Origin of the sequence: Nostoc edaphicum CCNP1411 (genome assembly GCF_014023275.1) — a bacterium.
GTDB lineage: Bacteria > Cyanobacteriota > Cyanobacteriia > Cyanobacteriales > Nostocaceae > Nostoc > Nostoc edaphicum_A.
Genome location: NZ_CP054698.1, coordinates 2,727,639 through 2,752,993, shown reverse-complemented (window position 1 = coordinate 2,752,993; position 25,355 = coordinate 2,727,639). Strand labels below are relative to the sequence as shown.

The following is a 25,355-nucleotide window of genomic DNA, read 5'->3' as shown; positions in this document are numbered from 1 at the left end:
CGATTATTATTCTTCCTCATCTTCCTGATCCACCTCATCCCCAAAATTGCAAATTGGTTAAGGTTTATGTCACTGGTATTGGTCTAGTTTCCGCCTTGGGTGGAAGCTTAGAGGATAGCTGGCAAAATTTGCTAGCAGGGAAATCTGGAATTAGATTACATCAACCATTTCCAGAACTTACACCATTTCCTCTAGGTTTAATTGGACAACAACCATCTGAATTGACAATGTTAACTCAGATGGTTGTTACTTCTGCTTTGCAAGATTCTGGGTTAGTTCCACCTTTAGCTGATTGTGCTGTAGTCATTGGATCGAGTCGCTCTTATCAAGCATCTTGGGAAATTCTGGCTCGGCAAATGTATAGTGACGCGAAGAATTTTCCCGTGTCCTCTTTTGGAAACTGGCTAGATACATTACCTCATATAAATGCGATCGCAGCTGCAAGGCAAATTGGTGCATCTGGAACGGTTTTAGCACCAATGGCAGCTTGTGCAACAGGAATTTGGTCTATTGCCCAAGCAGCTTTACTTATCCAAACTGGGCAATGTCAACAAGCGATCGCTGGCGCAGTAGAAGCACCAATCACACCCCTAACTTTAGCTGGGTTTCAGCAGATGGGCGCTTTGGCGAAAACTGGGGCTTATCCTTTTGATTTGCAGCGAGAAGGCTTAGTGTTGGGCGAAGGCGCGGCTGTGTTTGTCTTAGAATCAGCAGAGTTGGCAAAACAGCGTCAAGCAAAAGTGTATGGTGAAATTCTCGGTTTTGGCTTAACCAACGACGCATATCATAGTAATTCACCAGAACCAGAAGGCAAAAGTGCGATCGCTGCCATTAAACAATGTCTAGAACGTAGTTGTCTCTCAGCAGCCGATATCGATTATATTCATGCTCATGGCACAGCTACCCAGCTAAATGATCAGATGGAGAGCATGGTAATCCAGCGTTTGTTTCCCCAAGGGGTGGCGGTTAGTTCCACCAAAGGAAGCACAGGTCATACACTAGGGGCATCTGGAGCGTTAGGTGTAGCTTTTTCTCTCATGGCATTAAAGCATCAAATTTTACCACCTTGTGTAGGATTCCAGCAGCCAGAGTTTGACTTAGATATCGTTACAGCAGCCCGTCTAAGTAAAATTCGCCAGATATTATGTTTGAGTTTTGGCTTTGGTGGACAGAATGTTGCGATCGCATTAACAAGATAAAAATCTGTGGGGATAATTTATTTTTTGGATTTCCTTAAGAAAGCAGGCTATCTAGAATGTGGTAGTAGTCTGTCAATAAATAATTGATGGATAAATTTCCTGTAGAGACGGCGATTTATCGCGTCTCTCTAACCGTCAAAATGAATTTGACAGACCAGTAGTCCACATATTGATTTTTTCCTATATCAGGATATAAAATATAAAACTGTAACAAAAACTACAAAATTCCTATTTTCCTAAAAAAAAGGATAAGCTTAGATACAGATGATATCCGGTTCGCAAAGATACCGTGATTAGGAGAAAATTTTATGATTTCAAAATCACTGTTGCTGCCAGAACCTGCTTCTCCAGCGCATATATGCCCATTCGATCAAGCATGTAGCTACTTAGAAGCGGCAGCTAAAGAATTAAATTTAAATCAGGGTTTACTGGAAATTCTCAGCCACCCGCGTAAGGTTGTCACAGTTTCCATTCCCGTGAAACTAGATAATGGGGAAATACAAGTTCTCGCTGGACATCGTGTGCAACACTGCGATGTTTTAGGCCCCTACAAGGGCGGAATTCGTTACCATCCGGCTGTGACACTGCGGGAAGTATCCGCTCTAGCAATGCTGATGACCTGGAAATGTGCCCTGTTAGGTATTCCTTATGGTGGTGGTAAGGGTGGCATTCCCATAGATCCAAAACGTTACAGTGTTGGTGAATTAGAGCGAATCAGCCGCCGTTATATCAGCGAGTTAATTAAAGATATTGGGCCTTCCGTAGATATTCCGGCGCCAGATATGGGTACTTCGTCCCGTGAAATGGCTTGGATGATGGACACTTACTCTGTGAATGTTGGTAACGCTGTACCAGGAGTTGTGACTGGGAAACCGCTTTCTATTGGTGGTTCTCTGGGACGAGAAATGGCAACCGGACGTGGTGTGATGATTACTGTGCGTGAGGCGCTAGCAGATCAAGGTAAATCTTTGGCAGGAGTGCGAGTAGTTATTCAGGGATTTGGTAATGTAGGTGGTGCCGCAGCAGAATTACTATATGAAGCAGGCGCGAAAATTCTTGCCGTTTCAACGGGTGCTGGAGGAATATTTTCCGAAGTTGGTCTTGATATTCCCAAGTTGAAAGTTTATGCTGCTGAAAATCGCAAGAGTATTGTGGGTTTTCCGCAATCTGTACCAATTAGCAATGCAGATTTGTTAACTTTACCCTGCGATATCTTAATACCAGCGGCTTTAGAAAACCAAATCACTGAAGAAAATGTGAATCAGGTACAGGCGCAGATTGTGGCAGAAGCAGCAAACGGCCCGGTTACTCTTGAGGCTAACTTGGCGCTAGAGGCGCGGGGAGTGACAGTACTACCAGATATCTTGGCGAATGCAGGCGGTGTGGTAGTCAGTTATTTGGAGTGGGTACAAGGTATTTCTTATGTATTTTGGGATGAGGAGCGCGTCAACCGCGAAATGGAACATTTGATGGTGCAAGCCTACCGCAAGGTGATTCACCAATCGGAGGTGCGGCAAATTCCTTTAAGATTAGCAGCCTACACTTTAGGAGTGGGTAGAGTGGCGCAAGCACTGACTGATAGAGGTCTTTATCCTTAAGATTTACTGCTAGGGAATTCAGAATTCTGACTCCTGAATTCTGAATTCTATTTTGTTAACGTGAGTTCGACAAGTCTTATTTGACCTCTCCCCCAACCCCTCTCCGACACGGAGAGGGGAGCAAAAAGCTGAATTTTTCGTTGCTCCTCCCTTTCCGTTTCCCAGAGGCAGGCTGGGAGGGAGAGGTTCATCAAACTCACGTTTTGTTAAATACCAGCTTCAGTGAATGCTCGACTCAACGTATCAACCAAATTTAAATATTCTGCCCACTCTATAAGGTATGTGTAGTCTAAAGTTTGTGCCTGCAACTTGAATATCCCCAATACATCACGCCACTGTTTTTCGGATTGACTACTCTGCCCCCAGCGCAGCTTCTGTAAAATCGTATCCTCTGGCGAAGCTACCCAAAATGCAGGTATCCCATCTAAATTGGGCAATATGCGACGTGCCATCTGCGATACTGCAAATGGTGAACCATCAGTGATATAAAGATCGGCATTAGCTATGGTTTCGGTATGCGTGATGTTGAGCATTCGCTCAGATCCTCGCTTCAAATCTTCAACCGCTCCTGCTGGACAATAGTATCCCGCTGTTTCCAGTGTGGTTACCAACAAATCGATTTGGTCAGGTTGAACTGAAATCACCAAATCCAAATCGCGAGTCGAGCGAGGTTCCCCATGAATTGAACTAGCAACACCTTCACTAACGTAATAAGGTATATTTATTGACTCAAAAAGTTGGTGGAGTTCGCCTGCTAGTGAAATGGAATCTTGAATCCACATACTTTCATCAACACCAATTGACTGGAAGTTTGGAGAAAATTTTTCTGCCAGCAAGGCACGGGCAAATATACAACGAATTTCTTCCTGGGAAACATTGCGATGTCGTGATTTAATTCCTGCAAGGCAAAGTTTTTTCACTCCACGTTCATGAGCCGCGAATATCTTTATCCGTTGTTCAAGTGAGAGTTTTCGCAACTGGGTGAATAGATAAGTATCGGCATCGATGCTGGTATCGGCGGCTTGCGGTCGATAATTTAGTTTTGCGCCTGTCTGCGAGGATGCAGTTGCAGTATCAAAAATTATTAACCCTTGTTCTGCGGTCATACTACTCAGATGTGGGCTTAAATGCGATCGCCTACATATTACTGCATTGTGACTGATCAGTTAGATCGCCAATAGGTTGATGGATTGTACTCTACAATGACCGATAGGCGATCGCAACAACATGACTAGTACCGCAAGGCGGAATTGAAAATTAAAAATGAATACAGCGTAAGCGTTTCATTGATTTGAAATGGCGCAAGAGCTTGGAATAGAATTCTTTTGACTTCCGCCTTGCGGTACTAGTTGTTTTTGATGTTACAACAGAAATTCCAGCTGAACCCTGGAATGATTCGTTGAAAGAACTTTTAGTAAAAGCGGCTTCTCACTTATGTAATCAATGAACCAACAACATTATGATGGTGTCACAGGGGGGGAGTTTTCTTTTCGTGAAGGTAAAACTATTAAGCTAGAGTCAGAGATTAGAGGCTATTTTGGCTATAAGCTCAATTGAGCTAAATTAAAAAAATACTAGGAATTTTGCTGGTGTATGGTGAAACCAATAATCCAATCAGTAACTCAAACCTTATACGACCAAGATTATTACCTGTGGCTGAGGACAACCATAAACCAACTTCGCACTGGACAGTTTTCTGCTGTTGATTTGGATAATTTGTTAGAAGAATTAGAAACTATGGGTAGAAGGGAGAAGCGAACAATTGAAAGTTTATTAATTAAGCTTCTTCAACATCTGCTAAAACTCAAATGTTGGGATGAAGAACGAGAACGTAATCAAGGACATTGGAAAGGGGAAATCAGGACTTTTCGTAGAGAGATTAAAAAAGCTCTGAAAGATAGTCCTAGCTTAAAACCTTACATTTTAGAAATATTTGATGAATGTTATCAAGATGCAAGAGCAGAAGCAAGCGATCGCTCTCAACTTGCCATTGACATATTCCCTTTTATACCCATTGGTTCTTTAGAACAAATTTTAGATGAAAACTGGTTTCCCGAATATAACCACAATCATCACGGTAAAGCCGATTAAAATAGATACTTAACTTGGGCTTCCATAGGAGTTATCCAGTCGTGCAGCCGGATTTAATAGGCTTGGAAATTAGCAAAGGGGAACTGAGACGTTTAACTGGGTTCGATCCAGAAGACGTTTTTCGTCCCTCGGTTCTGCGAGATAGCAAAAAGCGATTAGGGTTTTTTATCAGTGAAATGCTGGTGACGCTGGCGCTAACACCAATAATTGTGGGCTTTGTTTACGCGTTTATTATTCTGCCAACAATTGGTTCTTCAATTCGACTAGGAATTCTTTTATTAATTTTAGTGCCCATGCCGATATTAGTGGGGCGATGGCTATGGCGACAATTAAGCTGTCCTGAAGGACTGACAATACTTTTAGACGAAGTTGATAAATATCATGATCTGGTTGCTGCCATTGATATTAATGACCAATTGGCAGCATCAGGAAACGTAGAAAGCAGTATCCATGACCGAGATAAAGTAACCGCCGCCCTACAACTAATTAGAGAAGATTTAGTCCGCGCTCTGAAAACGGAACGAATTTTGCGAGATAATAAAAAATTGCTTGCGAATAATCAAGAGCTATTTGTCAATAATTTACCCAGCCTGAAAGCTTTACAAGTTAGTAGTCAAGCAGGCGAATATGCTCAACTGCTAAATCAATCATTGCAAATTGCGATCGATGTGCAAGCAGAAATCAGAAAATTGCAGAAAGGCTGAGTAAAGCTTGGGCGACTAGAAGTCGCGGCTACACAGACGAAACCTGCCTCCGCAGGTTAGAAAACCATTAATCTTGATTAGTCCACGGAGGTGGACTTTGCTTCGTGTAGTAGCGACTTTTAGTCGCCCAATTCTTTCCCAGAAAACAATCACCCGTTGACTTAAATGAGCAACAAACCCAAAATAATTGTCCTGGATGATGACCCTACAGGTTCTCAAACAGTCCATAGCTGCTTACTGCTAATGCACTGGGATGTGGACACTTTACGCAGCGGGTTGCAGGATGATTCGCCGATTTTATTTGTGCTGACTAATACTAGATCACTAACGCCAGAGTCAGCTGCATCTGTCACCACAGAAGTTTGCCAGAACCTGAAAATCGCTTTGAATGCTGAAGGAATTGACGATTTTCTGATTGTCAGCCGTTCTGATTCTACTTTGCGGGGACATTATCCCATTGAAACTGATGCGATCGCACAAGAACTCGGCCCTTTTGATGCTCATTTTCTCGTACCAGCATTTTTTGAAGGTGGACGCATCACCCGTGACAGCGTGCATTACTTGATTATTGGCGGTGTAACCACCCCAGTCCATGAAACTGAATTTGCCCGTGATTCAGTCTTCAGCTACCATCACAGTTACTTGCCCAAGTATGTTGAAGAAAAGACTCAAGGACGAATTAGTGCTGAAGCTGTAGAAAGGTTTCTCATAGCCGATATTCGCGCTGGTAGTTTGGAACGATTGTTACAACTTAATAGTAATCAGTGCGCTGTTGTAGATGGTGAAACTCAAGATGATCTCAACCGCTTTGCAGTAGATATATTAGCAGCAGCAAGTCAAGGGAAACGCTTTCTATTTCGCAGTGCAGCAAGTATTTTAACAGCTTTAGCCGCTTTACCACCCCAACCAATTGCCGCCGAAAAGATGGCGCAGTATGTGCGCCAAGGCAAACCAGGTGCGGTGATTGTTGGTTCTCATGTGAAAAAAACTACTCAGCAATTAGAGGCGCTGTTACAAGTAGAAGGAACAGTAGGAATCGAAGTAAATGTAGCGCGATTACTTAATGATGATGCAAATCAATCTGCTGGATTGCTAACTGAAATTCAGGAAAGTATACAGAGGATACACAATGCTGGCAAAACACCAGTGGTTTATACTAGCCGTCAGGAACTAAGTTTTAAAGATGTGGAGACACGATTGGAGTTTGGGGTAAAAGTTTCAGGTTTATTGATGGATATTGTGCGTGGTTTACCATCTGATATAGGATTCTTAATCAGCAAGGGTGGCATTACTTCAAACGATGTCTTGAGTACTGGACTAGCTTTAACCTCAGCCCGTTTACTAGGTCAAATTTTAGCTGGTTGTTCAATGGTATTAACACCATCCGATCATCCTCAGTTTCCTAACTTACCTGTGGTGCTGTTTCCTGGTAACGTCGGCGATGCTGATGCCTTGGGGACAGTTTATCAGAGGTTAACTAAACAGTCTTGAGTCACGAGACACCGAACAAAATTCTTGCTGAGTGAAGAGTATAAGAATTGTTGTTGTAGGGTAGTAAAGAAGCAAAATTTTGTCACTATGACTCAGGACTCGGCACTCTGCACTTTGTGGTCTGAGGATGTTGTTGAATTTTGCAACTGATCTAATATTAGTAATTATTCGGAGTGTCCCTTGTCTTTTGGCTAGTACTGCATGACTTCTGATTCTGCGATTCCCAATCTAAAGTCAAATTCTGCACTTCCTAATGCAGAACCAAACTCTATCCTTTCAGAGGTAGAGGTAAATCCTACTGTTTCTGATGTAGAGTCAGATTCTATCCTCCCGGATGCGGAGTTAAAATCTGTCCTCCTTTATTTAAAATCAAATACTGTCCTTGCTGATGTAGAGTCAAATCCTACCAACCCAGATGTAGAGTCAAATACTGATGCCCCTTCAGATTTCATCCTGACTGATTCAAATCCGAATGAATCAGCATTGCCAGGGCATCGTATAAGTGACAATACTCAAGTCCAGTTAAAGAGTAAGGAGGGACGACTGTTATTAATTTTGCCCCCGGAATCTCAAGTATCTGCCTCAGAACTTAGTTGGTCTGATATTTGGCAACAAATAAGGCAACGTCTGAATGCTGGCGATCGCTTCCGTGTATCTAATACACCTGTGCATCTAATGGCACAAGACCGCCTGGTAGATGCCAGACAACTCCAAGAACTCGCCGAGGCTTTAAGTGAAGTCCAACTCCGACTGATATCTGTCTCGACAAGTCGGCGGCAAACTGCGATCGCAGCCGTAACATCTGGGTATTCTGTAGAACAATTACAGCCCGTAACTTCCTTGAGTTCAGAGCCAACGGCTACAGCCATCCCCCAGGCAGATGCCCTCTATTTAGAAATGACAGTCCGCTCTGGAGTAGAAATTCGTCATCCAGGGACAGTAATTCTCTTGGGAGATTTAAACCCAGGTGGTATTGTAATTGCAGATGGAGATATTATTATCTGGGGTCGTTTGCGTGGAATTGCTCATGCTGGGGCTGGAGGCAATAGTGAGTGTCTGATTATGGCCTTGCAAATGGAACCAACCCAACTGCGAATCGCAGATGCTGTAGCTAGAGCACCAGAAAAACCGCCAATGCAGTTTTATCCAGAGGTGGCACATATTACGCCCCAAGGAATTCGCATCGCTAGGGCGACTGATTTTTCCAGAAACCAATTCACCAAGAGCAATCAAGAACCATAAATATTTACTTAAAGAATGAAGTATATAAGTAAAGATGAAATAAAAGAAATATTCATGCCTCGCTATCATCAGGGAGAACAGATATTTCTTCATACTTGATACGATACTTCATACTTTATACTGCAATTTACTGTTTTATATTTCCTGAACCCTCATTGACCGCATTTCTATCATGACTCGCATTATTGTGATTACCTCCGGTAAAGGAGGAGTGGGTAAAACCACAGTTTCAGCAAATTTGGGTATGGCTTTGGCCAAGATGGGGCGTCAAGTTGCTTTGGTTGATGCGGATTTTGGTCTGAGAAATTTGGATTTGCTCTTAGGGCTGGAAAACCGCATCGTTTATACTGCGGTAGAAGTCTTAGCCAGAGAGTGCCGCCTAGAACAAGCCTTGGTGAAAGATAAGCGCCAACCCAATCTCGTACTTTTGCCGGCAGCCCAAAATCGCTCGAAAGATGCAGTCACACCTGAACAGATGAAGTTATTGGTGAATGCACTAGCGCAAAAGTATCAGTATGTGATTATTGATAGCCCTGCCGGTATTGAAAATGGGTTTAAAAATGCGATCGGCCCGGCCAAAGAAGCGCTAGTTGTCAGCACACCAGAAATTTCTTCAGTTCGTGATGCTGATCGGGTAGTGGGGTTACTAGAAGCACAAGGTATCAAGCGTGTTCATTTAATAATTAACCGCATCAGACCCGCAATGGTGCAGGCAAATGATATGATGTCAGTGCAAGATGTTCAGGAACTTCTCGCCATTCCCCTTATCGGGGTAATCCCTGACGACGAGCGTGTTATTGTATCTACCAATCGCGGCGAACCCTTAGTGTTAGCGGAAAATCCCTCTTTAGCTGCCACAGCCTTTGAGAACATTGCTCGTAGATTAGAAGGAGAAAGTGTCGAATTTCTGGAGATCGACTCGTCCCAAGACAGCATCTTCGCCCGTCTACGAAGGTTGTTGTGGACAAAGATTGTTTAACTTACCTTTCCAGTCTCCGCCCCAGACCTATTCGTAATGATTGAACTTCTAGAAAAACTTTTTTTTCGCGGCCCTGATAGCAGTCGAACTCAAGTTAAACGTCGCCTGCAATTGGTGATTGCTCATGATCGCGCCGACTTAGATCCTCAAACGTTGGAAAAAATGCGGAAAGAAATCCTAGATGTAGTCTGTCGCTATGTAGAAATTGAGACAGAGGGCTTGGAGTTCTCCTTAGAAAGCAACCAACGAACCACAGCTTTAATTGCTAATTTGCCCATCCGGCGGGTGAAAGGGGCTATACCTGAGTGGGAAAGGGGTGATAAGCCTAAGCCTCTCTAGTTTTAATTTTAAGTATTTTTATTTAGATTAATAGTTGTGGGCGAATTGTACGATACGCTTCATAAATTAAGTATGTCAATAAATATTCTCTTTCTCTAGTGGAAGAAGTGCTGGACTTCTTGCTATTCATAAAAGATAGACAGGATCAGAAAAATGACGCTTCTCATGGTGAGAAAAGCCAGTCATCTGAGCAAAGCATTCTAGAGCGCATGGGAGGAATTCCCCAACATCTAAACGCCCCGCGACCGTGAACAGCACTCTTCATTGTTTTCTGGGTAAAATCTGAAACTGTACAAAATAAAAATCCCGTTGTCGTCACTAACGACAACGGGAGTATATAGGATTTTTTATAACCTATCGGTAGGCGACTTGTGGGCCCGCCCAAATTTCTGTTACCTTTTTGCCAAAAGTAATCGGCTGATCATCGTCTGTTGTCGTTACAGTCTTACCATCATTAGTAACTTGCATTAACGGCCAGTTTTCCTCGCCCAATTCACCTGCACGGAACAGCACATGATCTGGTTGGCTTTTACTCCAGCCTAACAATACAGCGATTTTCTCATGCTCATCTTCCTGATTAGCTGGAGCTACTGTATTCGTGTGATTTTTTTGCCGATCCCAAATCACTGCACTATCTGTAGAATCACCTGCGTTAAATATACCTTCAAATTTGCGTGCTAAGAAGCGATCGCCTTTTTCTGACCAGCTAACAGGAACTAATACTCCAATTTTACCGCTCGTATCAGTTTGTTCTGAGGCTTCCGCCTTTACAGCCTTTACCTTTAATAAAGGATCGCTAACTGGAGTTGTTGAAGCCATCACCCACAACTTTTTAGTTTGCATATCTTGGACAAACATAATGCTGGTGACACGGCTGTTGTACATTTGGGGTTTGACTTCTAGTTGCACCCGGCTATAAACAGCATATTTACCATCTGGAGAAACCACAGGTACGCTGCGGTAGTGGCGCACTCCAGAACCACCCTTAGAACCAATTGCCTCTTGAGTAGCTGTAATCCATTTCCAAGGAATAGGATGAGGACTACCGATAGGATCTATTTGTTCTGCTTGGGACTCATCAACTGATTCAGTAGCAGGTATTTCTGTTGTTATGGTTGGTTGTAATTCTCTCAGAGTTGGAGCTACTTTAATTGCTGCCAATGATTTAGTAAAAGACTTTTCTCTAGAGAGAGAATTTCCTTGTCCTTTCAAAGACTTAATATTAGCAGCTTTGAGTTTTTGTATTAAATTCAGCTGACTAACAGGAGTATCCGTTAATGGTGCGAGTTCAACTGCTGCCAAAGTATCAGGAACAGTTAAATCGCTGTTTGGCACAAAACTATCTACTTGAGCCAAATAATCAATTTTATCCGCTGGTAATACTTGCGGTTCCTGGAGAGCAGTACTTTGTGTTGGTACAGAGTCAAAATCTTCTGTTAATGAGTTGATTTGATCTGCTTTGAATATTTCAGCTATCTCAGGTTCCCCAACTACAGCTATTTCCTTTGATACAGAGTCAGAATCTCCAGTTGTCGAAGCTAGTTTAGCTACTTCGGATCTTACTGGGATCGAGTGACCCGATGCCCCTAACAAGGGTGCAATCAGTATCACAACGACAACGTAATTGAGAAATGGTTGTGCGCGGAACCATCCTGACAGCAAAAGGGGTTTAAGCATTTGTAGACTCTCTAGAGGGGGCGATTGCGATGTGAGAAGCAATACATCAGCAGCAATGGGGCAGGCGGCAATTATATGTATAACAAGAAACTAAAAGCAATGACTAGATAATTTCTTCAAAGTTTGCAGAGTTTTACAAAAATTAGGTATCATCGTCTACACCTTTTCTTACTAAGGTACTGAATGTTTTTTTGCAAAGATATGCGAGTATAGTAAATATGCTGAGAACTCAGTAATTACTACACGATATATAATTTTGCTGTAGCTACACCTAACCACACCAAACACCAGGTATTGGTTAATGGAAATTCCGGGTATAGGTTAGGAAAATGGCGCTGGCAAACAAGAGTTAAATAACTTGGCTATTGGGGATCGTACTAGCGATCGCTAGTACACAGCAAACAAGCCAGGTCATACACTAAATATAACAGCGCAAACCCTCAGAATGGTAAACGTGAGGCGTTAATTAAAAACCTGGGAAAGCGGACGCATAATACATCATACTCAGAAAATATTGGTGTCAGCAACCCAAATTTAAAAATTGCAATCTAAACTACAAAATAGCTAGAAGACGCAATAGTTTTTCAGAAACTCAACTGCGTTTAAAGGCAGTTTGGGGAAAATTATCAGGAACACAACGAAATTTACTCGGTAGATGCTCTAGCGACTCGTAACGAAAAACCACTAAGTGATTAGGTTCACTAGAGGCAGATGTAGTTGATGCTAGCTGTTACACTTGTCAACTTAACTATTAAGTGAATCAAGCAGCTTTTGGTTTCACTAATACAATACGAAAACATTGTACCACCAAATAGCCAATATTATTTACAGCAAATCAACTGTGTTTTGCCACTGCCGTCCAGAATACATCTGCTAAATCCTGACTTGGTGAATTCTGTTTCAATATGCAACTTAAATGTTGTCAGTTATGAGGAGCGCACTTACGATTAACTAATTACTAACGACTAATTTATTAATGAAAATTGTATTTTTTGGTACACCCCAGTTTGCTGTACCCACGCTAGAAAAGTTATTGAATCATTCAGAATTTGAGGTGTTGGCAGTTGTCACTCAACCAGATAAACGCCGGGAACGCGGAAATAAATTGATCCCAACACCCGTAAAAGCGATCGCAACTGCTCACAACTTACCAGTATGGCAACCTGAGCGGGTGAAAAAAGACACTGAAACTTTAACCCAACTCAAACAATCAGACGCAGATGTGTTTGTTGTTGTCGCCTATGGACAGATTTTATCGTCAAAAATATTGAAGATGCCAAAGTTGGGCTGTATTAATGTGCATGGCTCGATTTTACCCAAATATCGCGGTGCAGCGCCGATTCAGTGGTGTTTGTATAACGGTGAGAAAGAAACGGGGATCACGACCATGTTAATGGATGTGGGGATGGATACCGGCCCAATGCTACAAATAGCCACTACACCCATTGGATTACTGGATAATACCCAAGATTTAGCCGAGAGACTAGCTGCGATCGGTGGAGATTTGTTGGTGGAAACTCTGTTGAAGTTGGAACGCCAGGAAATTCAACCAATTCCCCAAAATAATTTAGCAGCTACTTATGCACCTCTGATTCAAAAACCAGATTATGGTTTGGATTGGTCAAAAAGCGCGATCCAATTACACAATCAAATCAGAGGCTTTTACCCTAACTGCACGGCTACTTTTCGTGACAACCTCTTGAAAATCACCGCTTCTGCTCCCCTTGGTGCTGTAGGCGATGTCTGGCGACAAGCCGCTCCGCGTCTACGCAATCTCCCACCAGAATTGCAAGAAATAGCGGATAAATTACCCGATTTGTCAAACTTATCAGATCAACCGGGAGTTGTAGTGAGCATTGTTAAAGGAATTGGGGCGATCGTTCAAACTGGGGAAGGTTTGTTGCTGTTGCGAGAGGTTCAGCTAGCTGGTAAACGTCCCCAGTCGGGATGGGATTTTGTTAATGGTACCCGCTTAACTGTGGGAGAAGTTTTTGGTGCGGGGAGTTGAAGGGTTGGCAATTTTAGATTTTGAATTTTGGATTTTGGATTGAAGGAAAAAGTATTCGACTGACTTGTATTGAGCTTGCTTGCCCTTCCTCTGCCGTTCGCGCAGCGTCTCTTAGAGAAGGGTCGAAGTAGCGCTCACACCGAAATCCAAAATCTAAAATCTAAAATCCAAAATTAAATCGCTTCTAACTTTTCATAAAAGCGGCAAGATTCGCAAGGGCCATCTGGGTTGACTGCACAGCGAATGAGTTCTGAATGAGCATTGTAGCAGCAGGTGGCATCACCGATTACCCAACGTCCTGCTACCAAACTTTTCTCAGATGGTCGTTTAGCAGACTGTACATAAATGGCAATATTATGTAAGCGGTATCGCCCAGCTTGAAGTTGATATCGATGGCGGCGCTCTAAAACTGCATAAGTTTTACCTTGAAAATCAAGATAGTTTCCGGGTTGGGGTGTCCAATCAAGTTGTACTTTACCGAGAGACTCACGCGGGTGCGTTAGAATCACCTCGGTTTGTAAAGAGTCTGGCTCCATAAGCTTATGTGATTTGATTTACATTATAAGGATGGTATAGCGGTTATCAGTTGAGTGCAATACAGACCTAACCCCCAGCCCCTTCCCTACTAGCGTTGGGGAGTAAGATTCAAAGCCTCTCTCCTAAAAGGAGAGAGGTTTGGAGAGAGGTCAAAGTGTATTGCATCAAAATGAGAACCGCTATATCGCGATCGCTTTCTTTAGCTTACCGAATTTAGATTACAGTTAATGATTAACTAGATTTACGAGAAATTTACTTATATTAGGGATGCACTGCTGTGCTACCCCAAAGATTACGGCAACCAAAAGTCAGGTAGGATAGATTTGCCCAAGTCACGCAAAGTTTGATTGAGCGATCGCGCCACTTGAATATGCGCTTCATCCTCTTCTACAGCTAAAATCTCAGATGGCTGACCTTCTCCCAAATAAGACACCACCAAATTCGCCGCCTCCAAACCAGTAACATAAGCCTTTTCCTGTGACCACGAACCATGACGGTTCACAATCCAATCCCCACTCATAAACACATTTTCAAAACTTGTCTTAGCGGGCAACATATAACGATAACTACCAGGTGCAAAGTGAGTTACGGCCTGATGTAGCCGAATTACACTACTATCAATTATCTTTGCCTCCCGAAACGCTGGCACACAAGTTGCTAAATAACCCTGAACTATTGGTAAAATCTCCTCATCACTCAAATTGAGAAACTGATTTGCATGATAAAAATCAGCTTCAATCACCGTTCCTGGCTCATTTTGATATTCATCATGTAGAGCATTCAAATCAAAAAACGTCCAACCTGTAGTTGCGTCGAATCCAAAACAAGCATTAGAAGGACGAGGAATATCAATTTTGCGATCAAACCATAGCCGCGTTGCCAAAACATCAATTGCTCCTAAATTGCTCAAATTACGGAATTCTTCACAGCTTTGTAAACTAGGACTCGTTGAGACAATTTTCTTCATCCCTGTGATCCCAACCGCAAAAATCACGGCATCTGCTTCAATTACTTCATCACCACAAACCACACCCTTGGCTCGATGATTACTATCAACAATTAAATCTGTAACTCGACGCTTGGGTAACACTCGCGCACCAGCTTTTTCAATACGTTCCACCCAAGGACGAAATATCTTTTCTCCAACAGTTCCCCGACACCAAACTACATCAAAATCTGGTTGATGAGCCAGAATAAAAAAGTAAAGCATCCCTAAAGTTGCTGCGGCTGAACATTGTTCGCCAGGGGCAAACAAGCCCACTAATAACATTGGTTCAAAAGCCTCGCGGTAAAGCCGTGCAGAAACGTTGAAGTCTTTGAACAACTCACGGGCAGTTACAAAATCATAGCGTCGCCAAGCTGCATCAGAATTGTCAAAATCAACGACAGCATAAAGTAAAGGTAGGGCACTGAGACGGTCAATTAGTGGCAGCCGCTTAAACTGAGTGTAGAGAAAAGTTCCCAGTGGCGAGGGGAGTCGCGGTAAGTCTTGAAAAATCGGTGATTCAACTTCCAAACCTGCTGGCGAATATTGCGAAGAACGAGTCCAAGTAGTAAAAGGATTAATTCCTAATTCATTGATTAGGGAAAAAATATTTTTATAAGGATACCAAAAGCCATGAATGCCCGCTTCAACAGATTTGCCGGCTGGTGTTTGCCAACCTGCCACCAATCCACCAGGATAGGGGCCTGCTTCTAGAAGTGTCACATCATAACCTTGTTTTGCCAAATGGTAGGTTGCTCCTAAACCAGCCCAACCAGCACCTATAACTACCACCCGTTTTTGTTGTGACCCTTCTACCATCACAGCCTCCAATTGTTGCAGTCCATCAACTAATGTATACGAACTTGTGTTCTGATCAGGCAATGGGTTGTTATTACAGCGATTTTCGTTGGGATGCAATAGGCGCTTTAGGGGCACATCTGTCATATCCCATTGAACTTAAAATAGCTATAGACTTTGAAAAAGGCTCAAGGCAAGCGGTTGAGTAAACATCACTTGCGGTTAATGCTGAGTTGAGAGTATAACAGAAAACAGACTTAACTATTCATGAGGAATAATCATAATGAGTCAATTAGCAGATGTAAAATTTAGTCTGAATGACTTTGAATTACGAGATGGCATTTATTTTCCTAGCGATTATGAACAGTTGAATAATACTCAACATAAAAAAACATGGGATGCAATCGGGAAAACATATTATGGTTCCCAAAAAATTGAAAAGATTGCAGATACATCGCCCATTAAACAAGATTACACTCTGCTAACTGGCACGCCTGGAGGTACTTGGAATAAATTTCCATTGAATAAATCTGTTGGCTCTATTCTAGAGATTGGTTCTGGTTATGGTCGCGCACCATTACATCTCTCGAAAGCGAAAAATCTGAGATGTGAGAAATATTACGGAATTGATATTTCTGAACCTTTATTACGGCGGTTAATCAAGGTCAAGCAAGAATATAATTTTTTCCCAGAAGCTGAATTTAACTTGATTTGTACTTCTGCTGAAATATTGCCCTTAGAAGATAACTCTATAGATTTGGTAATTTCTAACTGCGTTTTTATGCATATCCCAGATGCACAATTAAGAAATTTGTTGGCTGATATCACTCGTGTGCTGAAACCTGGTGGAATTTTTGTTTTTAATCATTCCTTTCACAACAAGTCTTGTCCTTCTCATATTATCCATAATTTTATAAGAAGGCTGAACCCATTTGTGAGAAATCCAGTTTATCTCAAGCAATATACATCTGCTGAAATAGAAGAAATGTTAGTAACTGCTGGGATGCAAACAAAGTGTCCACAATACATTGTCGAACCAACAGAAGAATATGCAATTTTGCCGGAAACCATTAAAGGAATTCCAGTACCGTTTGCTAATGCCATCAACAGGAGCCTTAAGCCATCAGGTAGTTTAAAGGAAACTTTGGCTTATGGTTTTAGCGCCTACAGTAGTCAACTGGACTAATTAACAAAGTATCTTGTTGTCACAATAAATTGAATACAAAAGAATTACAGAAGCACAACAATGTTGTGCTTTTATTTTTACAATAAATGCTCATTAGCTTTGCTTTGTATTGTAGTCTGCTTATTGGGACTTAGTGGGACTTAGACAAAAAGTAACCAGAAAAAAGCCTCAAATTTATATGCACAGAGACTTTGACATCGTTAAGCCTAGTTTCTTGATATATCTTGGTTTCAAGCATTTTTGAGTATTTGGTGTATTTTCCTTGCCTTATATAGGTTTGAGTATTCTTTATGCCTCAAAAAAAATGTTTAAGTCCCGTTATTTAGTCTAAAGTCCAGCCAGTTAGTAAGGAATAAATTCTTACTGATATCTAGCAACATTTTTACTATTAAATATTGTTAAAAAAGTAATCCGCTTAAATTGACCAATAGATGGAAGGCTACATATTTTTGCTCCACAAGCAAAATATGCTTGTAAAATATGTGGAATTTCAAGATTATATGATTTAGGACATTGTTGAGGTAATTCTAAAATAAATTCTGAATTTGGATAAACCAAAATATTTGGATGCATCAAGTTCTTTTGCTGAAAATAATTATAAGCACAACGAGCTTGTAAAGGACTTTGTGTTTTAAATGTTACACGTCCCAAAAAATATTGGTTTTTACTCCAGACAAGATAATTTGCTAAACCCTTCCAAAGTAATAAAAGTGCCTGAATATTACGGTATTCTTTTGCTATACATGCACGCCCAAGTTCTACAGTTTCCTGAAGAATATCATCAGGAATGTCATTGATATTAAAATATTTAGCAGCACTAAATCCTAACGCTTGAGAAGCCATTGTATAAGATTGCATTCGGTAATTCCCAACTATTTTACCAGTTGGTTTAAAGATGAGTATCAAATGATGACAAACCGTATCGAATTCATCTTGATCTCTCTGGGTAGGGTTAGAAGCAGAATATTTCAAGCCTAATTCAATATTAAAAATTTCAAAGCGCAACCGAAAAACAGATTCTAATTCTTCTTTAGTAGAAGCAAGCCGGAGAATATATTTTCCGGTTTCAACTACTGGAAAATCTTTGAGGAGATGGTTAGACGTTAGTAGAAATTTAGTGTTCATTTTAGAGCTTCTCATTAATAAATAATCATTACATACTCACAATTCTTGTTGCTTGTTTAGCATTGCATGACGATACTTCCTAGTTAGTTTAGCTAATAACAATTATTTTATATTTAATTAATTTTAAAAAGTAAAGACAAAAACATATTTTTTAGGACATAATTCCAGGAGTTTTGTCTTCGATAAGGCTGTAATTTATACAGGATTTACGCACAGGTAACTGAAACTCGAACCGCAGAGGGCACAGAGAAATAAGAGTTTTAGAGAGTTCTTGCGTAAGTCGTATTATAGATTTGATAATATTAACTACTAATTAGTAGACATTTGATAAAGATAATATGAAATTGCATAAGATGTGACTCAGCTATTTATTTTGGATGTGTATTAATCGAGTTTAAGGATAAGCATAATCGTTCAATCGAGAGTGAAAAACTGCTAACTAAGTGATTGACATTCTCCATTACGATATTTTGACCGATGCAACTCCACCCTGACGCTTTATACTCGACCGAACCAGAAACTTTTTAAAACTTGGGATAGTTTTTGGGATTTCCTTCATTGATTGTTATGTGATTTACCAACTTTTACGAACATTTTGGAACTAAAGTTGGTAAATTATGGATTAGTTGAGCTAATTCTTCCCCAGACAACTATGCCATTGGATTTATCACCTCTTTGGATATCACTCAAAACTTCATTGCTTGCCACATTTATTACCTTCTTCTTGGGTATGGCTGCTGCCTACTGGATGCTGGGATATCGTGGCAAAGGTAAATCGTTGATTGAGGGTATCTTTATTGCACCACTGATTTTGCCCCCCACAGTTGTCGGTTTCTTGTTGCTGCTATTTTTTGGCAAAAATGGCCCTGTAGGGAAACTCATGCAGGCTTTTGATTTCACCATCGTCTTTACTTGGTATGGTGCAGCGATCGCAGCCACGGTAGTTTCTTTTCCTTTAATGTATAAAACTGCACTGGGAGCCTTTGAACAAATAGATGGTAATCTGCTGCGAGTAGCCAGAACCCTTGGTGCAACTGAAGCCACGATCTTTTGGCGGATCAGTTTACCCTTAGCAGTACCCGGCATTGTCGCCGCCACAATGCTCGCTTTTGCCCGTGCTTTGGGAGAATTTGGTGCGACATTGATGCTGGCTGGTAACATTCCCGGACAAACACAGACAATCCCAATGGCGATTTATTTTGCTGTGGAAGCGGGAGCGATGAACGAGGCTTGGTTTTGGGCGATCGCTATTATGGTGATTTCCCTATCTGGAATTATTGGGGTTAACTTCTGGCAAGAATTGAGGGAAAAGAGGAGGGGGGCGGGGAGTGGGGAGCAGGGAGCAGGGGGAGAAATTCTTTATACTCCGCACTCTAGCTTTGAATCTGGTGGATTGTTTGTCAACATTGAAAAAATACTTCCTAGCTTTCATTTAAAAGTTGCTTTCACTACTGATGAGCAACCCTTGGGATTGTTAGGGGGTTCTGGAGCAGGTAAGAGCATGATTTTGCGCTGCCTTGCCGGAATAGAAACACCCACAACCGGGCGCATAGTTTTAAATGACAGAGTTCTGTTTGACTCAGAAAAAGGAATTAATGTACCCAGCCGCGATCGCCGCATCGGTTTTTTAGTGCAAAATTATGCTCTCTTTCCGCACATGAGTGTGGCGCAAAATATTGCTTTCGGCTTGCCCAAAAACCTATCTGCTGGAAGTATTAGAGTGCAAGTAGAGGAGCAACTAATAGCGATGCAGTTGCAGGGATTAGGCGATCGCTATCCGCACCAACTTTCTGGGGGTCAACAACAACGGGTAGCCTTGGCAAGAGCATTGGCAAGTCAACCGGAAGCATTACTTTTAGATGAGCCGTTTTCGGCACTTGATACCCATTTACGTAGTCAATTAGAGCAGCAAATGACAGAAACTCTAGCTAGCTACCAAGGTGTGACTTTATTTGTCACCCATAATATGGAAGAAGCTTATCGGATTTGCCCGAATCTGTTGGTATTAGAGCATGGTAGAGCGGTTCATTATGGTAGTAAACATGATATTTTCCAGCATCCTGCTACTGTGAGTGTCGCCCAACTAACTGGATGCAAAAACTTCTCCCGTGCTGTTCTCCAGTCATCGCAACAGGTGGAAGCGACTGATTGGGGTTGTACTCTTCAAGTAATTGGATCAATCAAGAGCGAATTATCTCACATCGGCATTCGTGCCCATCAGTTCATTTTTACCAACGACTCATCACAGGAAAACACCTTTCCCTGCTGGGTAGTACGAACCAGTGAAACGCCTCATCGAATGACGTTGTTTCTTAAACTACATTCGGCTGGCAAGAATTCTCAAGATTACCATCTGCAAGCTGAAGTCTTCAAAGAAAAATGGGCAACGATGAAAGACCAGCCTTTTCCTTGGTATGTCCGTTTAGATCCTCTGCGCTTGATTTTGATGAAGTGAACGCAGAGATATATGGGACGCGGGAAATTTTTTTAAAGAATATTACTTCAAGCGCCCAGACCCAAAGAGTCTGAGCGCTTGAATATTAGGTTGCAGAGAAACTTCTGCTAGTTAGAGGAATTAAGCAGGCATCATGTGCATACTTCTGCAAGACTCTGCACACTTGCGGCAAGCAGCAGCACATTCCATCATTTTCGCGTCATCGCTCATCATCTCACACGCCATTGCAGTGCGATCGCACATTTCCGCACACAGCATACAAGTGCGTTCCATGAACTCAGAACCGCTCATCATCATATTCATGCACATCATGCACATTTCAGAGCAATCGCGCATCATGCTCATCATGCTCATCATGCTTTTGTCCATCTGCTTACCACCTTTGCTCATGCAGTAAGTCATGGTTTCCATGCACATTTTGTGACAGTCCATACAAGCATCCATACAAGCTTGCATTTCGGTAGTCATGGTTTCAGTCATCATCATCATCATCATAGGAAATACCTCTTGATTTTTTGATGCATTAAATATTGTCCTTTCAAGGACTACTCATAACATTAGTCTTATCCTTTTAAAGAGTCAATGGGGTTTTTAATTCAGAATTTATAAGCCTACTATCCCGATATAATTACCGGGAATTTGAACGAATTCTACACTAGTTTAGTGTTGTTTTTTTGAGGATTAATATACACTAAGGCTTAGAAACCCCGGTTTTAGAGTGGGGTTTTATTAAGCAAGTCAACTTGCCATTGGGGAGCAAAAGTTAGAGTTAAATTTGGATCAAAAATAATGTCAATATTTTTTAACAAATGCCTAAACTAAGCATTTATGAACTTATATTAACCTAGGATTTATTAACTTATATTAACTTAAAGATAGACACACTTAAAAATTCATAATTACTAATAGGATTTTAGACCCCACCTAAAACAAAGTTACCTCTGAGGGTAGGGGTAAAAAACCCTATACTTAATCACGAAAAATTAAGTTTACAATGCAGACTAAAAATCGGTTTTTTCCATGCCCCATACCCAATACCAACTTTCAAGCTAGAGCATTTTCTAAATCAGCTTGCAAATCTTGCTGATGTTCAATTCCTACCGAAAGACGGACTAAATTATCCTTAATTCCCCGCTGAAGTCGTTCTGCTTCTGGTAGAGAACCATGAGTCATTTTCGTAGGATAGCAAAGTAGTGATTCCACACCACCCAAACTTTCAGCCAGCAAAAATAACTTGAGTCGAGAAGCGAATCTTTCAACCTCAGCAAAACCACCCTTTAATTCCAAACTAATCATCCCCCCAAAGCCAGACATTTGCTCTTTTGCTAATTTATGTTGTTCATGACTGGATAACCCTGGATAATAAATGCGCTCAATTTTGGGATGCTTTTCTAAAAATTCAGCTAAAAATAAAGCGTTTTTTTCATGTTCTCGCATTCTCACAGCCAGAGTTTTAATTCCTCGCAGCACTAACCAGCTATCAAAAGGACTAGGAATCGCCCCGATCGCATTTTGATAAAACTTCAGTTCGGTGTATAGTTGCTCGTTAGATGTGATAACTGCGCCACCAATAATATCACTGTGTCCCCCTAGATATTTAGTAGTACTGTGAACCACAATGTCAGCACCTAAATCTAACGGCGTTTGAAAATAAGGACTAGCAAAAGTATTATCAACGACTAAGATAATATTATTTTTACGAGCAATATTTGCTAGGGCGGCAATATCAATAATTTTCAACAGAGGGTTAGTAGGGGTTTCAATCCAAATCAGCTTAGTATTTGGTTGAATGGCAGTTTCAAAATCAGCGATGTTATCAATATCTACATAGCTAGTTGTAACACCCCAATTTTTTACAACCTTTTCTAGCAACCGATAAGTCCCACCATATAAATCATCACCAGCAACAATATGATCGCCATTTTTGAGTATACTTAATACTGTGGTAGTTGCAGCCAAGCCAGAGGCAAATGCCAAACCAAATTTCCCATTTTCAATAGAAGCTAAAGCCTCTTCTAATGCTGTGCGGGTGGGGTTTCCCGTGCGAGAATATTCATATCCTTTATGTTTACCGATGGCTTCTTGTTCATAAGTAGAAGTCAAATAAATGGGAACAATGACAGCACCCGTTTGTGGGTCTGATTGCTGACCTTCATGAATTGCTCTAGTCTCAAATTCCATAATTTTTCCTTGATTATTCTTGGTTTTGGCTAATCCAATATCTGATTAAATCGGCTCTGGTAATTAAGCCAATAGGAACATCATGCCGCTTAATAATAATGCCGGTGCTTCCTGATAACAGTACTCGATAAGCTTCAGAAATATCTACTTCTTCATCGAGAATCGGCAGTGGTTTACCCATAACTGCCGAAACTTCCTGATTAGAAAAGTTGATGCCATCATGGAGAAATTTCATTAAAGAGGCTTCATTGACGCTTCCTACTACATGCTTATTATCAATCACAGGTAGCTGTGAAATATTCAGCTTTTGTAGGTAGTTTGTGGCTTTACTCAAGGTATCACGGGGACTAACAGCAACTAGAGAAGGAAAATCTGTTTTTTGAGCAAGAATTTCACCAATTTTGATACTTTTTACTGTTGTACCTTCCCAAAAACCATTTTCCTGCATCCAGGCATCGGAGTAGATTTTATTAATGTAGTTTCTTCCCGTATCTGGTAATAGGGCTACAATATACTTCGGCTCTGTTAATCTGGCTGCATACTTGAGCGCTGCGGCTACTGCTGTACCACAAGAACCTCCTACCAATAAACCTTCTTCTCGTGCTAAACGACGAGCCATATTAAAAGATTCTTTATCGCTAACCCGAACCATTTCATCAACTAATTGACGATTAAATGTTTTGGGAATAAAGTCTTCACCAATTCCCTCAACTTTGTAAGATTTTGGGGTGTCACCAGAAAGAATTGAACCCTCTGGATCTGCACCAACAATTACTATATTTGGATTTTGCTCTTTCAGATATTTAGCAACTCCTGAAATTGTACCACCTGTGCCCATACCTGCAACAAAAACATCAATTTTACCATTACTATCTGACCAGATTTCTGGGCCTGTAGTTAAGTAATGTGCTAAAGGATTATTCGGGTTTTCAAATTGATTTGGTCTATAGGCTCCTGGTATTTCTTTGGCGAGTCTTTCCGCCACACCGTTATAACTTTCTGGCGAGTCAGGCGGTACAGATGTGGGAGTAACAACTACTTCTGCACCATAAGCTTTGAGTAGGTTGATTTTATCCTGGCTCATTTTATCAGGCATGACGAAAATACAGCGATACTTTTTTACTGCTGCAATTAATGCCAGTCCCACACCAGTATTACCTGCGGTAGCTTCAATAATCGTGCCGCCGGGTTGCAGTTGTCCTGTTTTTTCGGCGGCTTCAATCATGGTAAGAGCAATTCTATCTTTGGTACTCCCGCCAGGATTGAGATATTCTACTTTGGCATAAATACTTGAGTGAATGTCTTCAGTAATTTTGTTTAGTCTGACTAATGGAGTTCTACCAATTGCTTGTAAAATGTTTTCGTAAGTAGCCATATAGCAGTCCTAAATTATTTTTAAAATCATTGATTTTTTATCTTCGCTTTCTACTATTTGGGAAGATAAGAGAATAAATGAATGTTAAGATGTTGGTTGTAGATTTGATTGCAGCTTGAGTAAGCGATCGCTAGCTATTTTTAATGTCTCAGGTCTTTTGCTAAAACAAAATCTGATCAATGAATGTCCTTTTTCTGGTTCGCTGAAAAAGCTGGAACTAGGAACTACCGCCACACCAATATTTTTAATTAGATGGTAAGTGAATTCAACATCTGTTTTGTAGCCAAATTTGGAAATATCTGCCAGAACATAATAGGCTCCCTTGGGAACGAAATAGGGAATGCCAACTTGATCTAGAATTTGTAAAATGCTATCTCGTTTCTGCTGATAAAGTTTGGCTAGTTCTTCATAATAGGATGGTGGCAGTTGCATGGCGGCAACTCCGGCTCGTTGTAATGGTGCAGGTGCGCCAACGGTGAGAAAATCATGGACTTTGCGAATCGCTCCTGTCAATTCTGGGTTTGCCAAAATGTAGCCGACTCGCCATCCGGTGACGCTATAAGTTTTGGATAAACCGTTAATAGTAACGGTGCGTTCTTCCATTCCGGGAAGGGTTGCTAGGGCAATATGTTGAGTGCCGTCATAGAGAATATGTTCGTAGATTTCATCAGTGAACGCTAACACATCCCACTTTTGACAAAGTTCAGCAATTAGGGTGAGTTCTTCACGGGTGAAGACTTTACCTGTGGGATTGTGGGGTGTGTTGATAATAATAGCTTTGGTATTGGCATTGAAAGCTTGACGCAACTGTGCTTCATCAAATGTCCAATGAGGGGGATGCAGTGTCACGTAGCGGGGTATAGCACCAGCTAAAATCGCATCGGGGCCATAATTTTCGTAATACGGCTCAAATACAATTACTTCGTCACCGGGATTAACTGTTGCTAGCATCACAGATGCCATTGCTTCTGTGGAACCACAGGTAACAGTAATTTGGGTTTCGGGATCGATATCTAAGCCAAGATACCAGCGGACTTTTTTGGCGATCGCATGACGAAAGGGGCGATCGCCCCAAGTAATGGCATACTGATTAATATCTGCCTCTATTGCCTCATAAGCTGCCTGTTTCAACTCCAAGGGACAGGGAAAATCGGGGAATCCCTGCGCCAAATTCACTGCATCATATTGCAGTGCCACCCGCGTCATTTCTCGAATCACAGACTCTGTAAACTCTTCTGCCTTCGCTGATATTTTTTGGCGCACAATCTCACTCACCCCTATACCTCCCTATTGCAGTTATGCGGAAATTTCTGTAAACCCGATAGAATCCATAATATCGATAGATTTATCGTAGTATACTCAAATTCCAGATCCAGAGGGAATAT

General features: G+C 41.4%; 20 protein-coding genes. 11 read left to right on the top strand and 9 right to left on the bottom strand.

Features of this window, described 5'->3' with window-relative positions; translation table 11 throughout:
- Positions 1-53 precede the first annotated feature (53 nt).
- Positions 54-1,199: a beta-ketoacyl-ACP synthase gene (locus tag HUN01_RS13880; RefSeq protein WP_181931765.1), complete on the top strand. Its 1,146-nt coding sequence runs from the start codon at positions 54-56 to the stop codon at positions 1,197-1,199.
- A gap of 308 nt (positions 1,200-1,507) precedes the next feature.
- A complete protein-coding gene (locus HUN01_RS13875) occupies positions 1,508-2,797 on the top strand; it encodes a Glu/Leu/Phe/Val family dehydrogenase (protein ID WP_181931764.1) in 1,290 nt (429 codons plus the stop codon).
- A 206-nt stretch (positions 2,798-3,003) separates the two neighbouring features.
- Here the strand turns inward: HUN01_RS13875 and HUN01_RS13870 are convergent, their stop codons facing one another.
- The gene (locus tag HUN01_RS13870; RefSeq protein WP_238846252.1) at positions 3,004-3,903 is read right to left on the bottom strand and encodes a hypothetical protein; all 900 of its coding nucleotides are present in this window, start codon (positions 3,901-3,903) and stop codon (positions 3,004-3,006) included.
- A gap of 487 nt (positions 3,904-4,390) precedes the next feature.
- Here HUN01_RS13870 and HUN01_RS13865 point away from each other — a divergent pair, with 487 nt between their 5' ends.
- The 6 genes from HUN01_RS13865 (at position 4,391) to minE (ending at position 9,643) form a co-directional block, all read left to right on the top strand.
- Positions 4,391-4,888, top strand: a complete 498-nt coding sequence (locus HUN01_RS13865; RefSeq protein ID WP_181931763.1) for a DUF29 domain-containing protein — start codon at positions 4,391-4,393, stop codon at positions 4,886-4,888.
- Between the two features lie 41 nt (positions 4,889-4,929).
- Entirely contained in the window at positions 4,930-5,592 is a 663-nt protein-coding gene (locus HUN01_RS13860) for a hypothetical protein (protein ID WP_069073056.1), read from the top strand.
- Positions 5,593-5,757: 165 nt separating this feature from the next.
- Complete coding sequence (locus HUN01_RS13855) at positions 5,758-7,083, top strand: four-carbon acid sugar kinase family protein (RefSeq protein WP_181931762.1); 1,326 nt, start codon at positions 5,758-5,760, stop codon at positions 7,081-7,083.
- A gap of 201 nt (positions 7,084-7,284) precedes the next feature.
- Entirely contained in the window at positions 7,285-8,325 is a 1,041-nt protein-coding gene (gene minC, locus HUN01_RS13850) for a septum site-determining protein MinC (RefSeq protein ID WP_181931761.1), read from the top strand.
- A 172-nt stretch (positions 8,326-8,497) separates the two neighbouring features.
- Positions 8,498-9,304, top strand: coding sequence for a septum site-determining protein MinD (minD, locus tag HUN01_RS13845; RefSeq protein ID WP_012410009.1), 807 nt, complete (start codon positions 8,498-8,500; stop codon positions 9,302-9,304).
- Positions 9,305-9,340: 36 nt separating this feature from the next.
- Positions 9,341-9,643, top strand: a complete 303-nt coding sequence (gene minE / locus HUN01_RS13840) for a cell division topological specificity factor MinE (RefSeq protein WP_069073053.1) — start codon at positions 9,341-9,343, stop codon at positions 9,641-9,643.
- A gap of 354 nt (positions 9,644-9,997) precedes the next feature.
- Here the strand turns inward: minE and HUN01_RS13835 are convergent, their stop codons facing one another.
- Complete coding sequence (locus HUN01_RS13835) at positions 9,998-11,320, bottom strand: hypothetical protein (protein ID WP_181931760.1); 1,323 nt, start codon at positions 11,318-11,320, stop codon at positions 9,998-10,000.
- Positions 11,321-12,296: 976 nt separating this feature from the next.
- On the opposite strand from HUN01_RS13835, the gene fmt reads away from it, so the two are divergent.
- Complete coding sequence (gene fmt / locus HUN01_RS13830; RefSeq protein WP_181931759.1) at positions 12,297-13,328, top strand: methionyl-tRNA formyltransferase; 1,032 nt, start codon at positions 12,297-12,299, stop codon at positions 13,326-13,328.
- A gap of 173 nt (positions 13,329-13,501) precedes the next feature.
- Here fmt and HUN01_RS13825 read toward each other — a convergent pair whose 3' ends face one another.
- A complete protein-coding gene (locus HUN01_RS13825; RefSeq protein WP_181931758.1) occupies positions 13,502-13,864 on the bottom strand; it encodes a DUF6464 family protein in 363 nt (120 codons plus the stop codon).
- 293 nt (positions 13,865-14,157) lie between these two features.
- Positions 14,158-15,669: a hydroxysqualene dehydroxylase gene (locus tag HUN01_RS13820; RefSeq protein WP_181932682.1), complete on the bottom strand. Its 1,512-nt coding sequence runs from the start codon at positions 15,667-15,669 to the stop codon at positions 14,158-14,160.
- Positions 15,670-15,931: 262 nt separating this feature from the next.
- On the opposite strand from HUN01_RS13820, the gene HUN01_RS13815 reads away from it, so the two are divergent.
- On the top strand, positions 15,932-16,834 hold the full coding sequence (locus HUN01_RS13815) for a class I SAM-dependent methyltransferase (protein WP_181931757.1): 903 nt from the start codon (positions 15,932-15,934) through the stop codon (positions 16,832-16,834).
- A gap of 360 nt (positions 16,835-17,194) precedes the next feature.
- Here HUN01_RS13815 and HUN01_RS13810 read toward each other — a convergent pair whose 3' ends face one another.
- Positions 17,195-17,959, bottom strand: a complete 765-nt coding sequence (locus HUN01_RS13810) for a GNAT family N-acetyltransferase (RefSeq protein WP_181931756.1) — start codon at positions 17,957-17,959, stop codon at positions 17,195-17,197.
- A 652-nt stretch (positions 17,960-18,611) separates the two neighbouring features.
- Here HUN01_RS13810 and modB point away from each other — a divergent pair.
- Entirely contained in the window at positions 18,612-20,414 is a 1,803-nt protein-coding gene (gene modB, locus HUN01_RS13805; protein WP_181932681.1) for a molybdate ABC transporter permease subunit, read from the top strand.
- Between the two features lie 120 nt (positions 20,415-20,534).
- On the opposite strand, the gene HUN01_RS35375 is transcribed toward modB, so the two are convergent.
- The 4 genes from HUN01_RS35375 to HUN01_RS13785 form a co-directional block, all read right to left on the bottom strand.
- A complete protein-coding gene (locus HUN01_RS35375; RefSeq protein WP_238846384.1) occupies positions 20,535-20,906 on the bottom strand; it encodes a four-helix bundle copper-binding protein in 372 nt (123 codons plus the stop codon).
- Positions 20,907-21,458: 552 nt separating this feature from the next.
- Positions 21,459-22,595, bottom strand: coding sequence for a cystathionine gamma-synthase (locus HUN01_RS13795; RefSeq protein ID WP_181931754.1), 1,137 nt, complete (start codon positions 22,593-22,595; stop codon positions 21,459-21,461).
- A 13-nt stretch (positions 22,596-22,608) separates the two neighbouring features.
- Positions 22,609-23,970 (bottom strand): cystathionine beta-synthase, encoded by a 1,362-nt coding sequence (locus tag HUN01_RS13790; protein WP_181931753.1) that lies wholly within the window; start codon positions 23,968-23,970, stop codon positions 22,609-22,611.
- Positions 23,971-24,054: 84 nt separating this feature from the next.
- Positions 24,055-25,245 (bottom strand): pyridoxal phosphate-dependent aminotransferase, encoded by a 1,191-nt coding sequence (locus tag HUN01_RS13785; protein ID WP_181931752.1) that lies wholly within the window; start codon positions 25,243-25,245, stop codon positions 24,055-24,057.
- Between the last annotated feature and the right edge of the window lie 110 nt (positions 25,246-25,355).

Bases quoted from the DNA above. Each gene is read 5' to 3' on its own strand.
- HUN01_RS13875 (WP_181931764.1), top strand. From the start codon at position 1,508: ATGATTTCAAAATCACTGTTGCTGCCAGAACCTGCTTCTCCAGCGCAT.
- HUN01_RS13870 (WP_238846252.1), bottom strand. From the start codon at position 3,903: ATGACCGCAGAACAAGGGTTAATAATTTTTGATACTGCAACTGCATCC.
- HUN01_RS13865 (WP_181931763.1), top strand. From the start codon at position 4,391: ATGGTGAAACCAATAATCCAATCAGTAACTCAAACCTTATACGACCAA.
- HUN01_RS13855 (WP_181931762.1), top strand. From the start codon at position 5,758: ATGAGCAACAAACCCAAAATAATTGTCCTGGATGATGACCCTACAGGT.
- minC (WP_181931761.1), top strand. From the start codon at position 7,285: ATGACTTCTGATTCTGCGATTCCCAATCTAAAGTCAAATTCTGCACTT.
- minD (WP_012410009.1), top strand. From the start codon at position 8,498: ATGACTCGCATTATTGTGATTACCTCCGGTAAAGGAGGAGTGGGTAAA.
- minE (WP_069073053.1), top strand. From the start codon at position 9,341: ATGATTGAACTTCTAGAAAAACTTTTTTTTCGCGGCCCTGATAGCAGT.
- HUN01_RS13835 (WP_181931760.1), bottom strand. From the start codon at position 11,320: ATGCTTAAACCCCTTTTGCTGTCAGGATGGTTCCGCGCACAACCATTT.
- fmt (WP_181931759.1), top strand. From the start codon at position 12,297: ATGAAAATTGTATTTTTTGGTACACCCCAGTTTGCTGTACCCACGCTA.
- HUN01_RS13825 (WP_181931758.1), bottom strand. From the start codon at position 13,864: ATGGAGCCAGACTCTTTACAAACCGAGGTGATTCTAACGCACCCGCGT.
- HUN01_RS13820 (WP_181932682.1), bottom strand. From the start codon at position 15,669: ATGGTAGAAGGGTCACAACAAAAACGGGTGGTAGTTATAGGTGCTGGT.
- HUN01_RS13815 (WP_181931757.1), top strand. From the start codon at position 15,932: ATGAGTCAATTAGCAGATGTAAAATTTAGTCTGAATGACTTTGAATTA.
- HUN01_RS13810 (WP_181931756.1), bottom strand. From the start codon at position 17,959: ATGAACACTAAATTTCTACTAACGTCTAACCATCTCCTCAAAGATTTT.
- modB (WP_181932681.1), top strand. From the start codon at position 18,612: ATGCCATTGGATTTATCACCTCTTTGGATATCACTCAAAACTTCATTG.
- HUN01_RS35375 (WP_238846384.1), bottom strand. From the start codon at position 20,906: ATGATGATGATGATGACTGAAACCATGACTACCGAAATGCAAGCTTGT.
- HUN01_RS13795 (WP_181931754.1), bottom strand. From the start codon at position 22,595: ATGGAATTTGAGACTAGAGCAATTCATGAAGGTCAGCAATCAGACCCA.
- HUN01_RS13790 (WP_181931753.1), bottom strand. From the start codon at position 23,970: ATGGCTACTTACGAAAACATTTTACAAGCAATTGGTAGAACTCCATTA.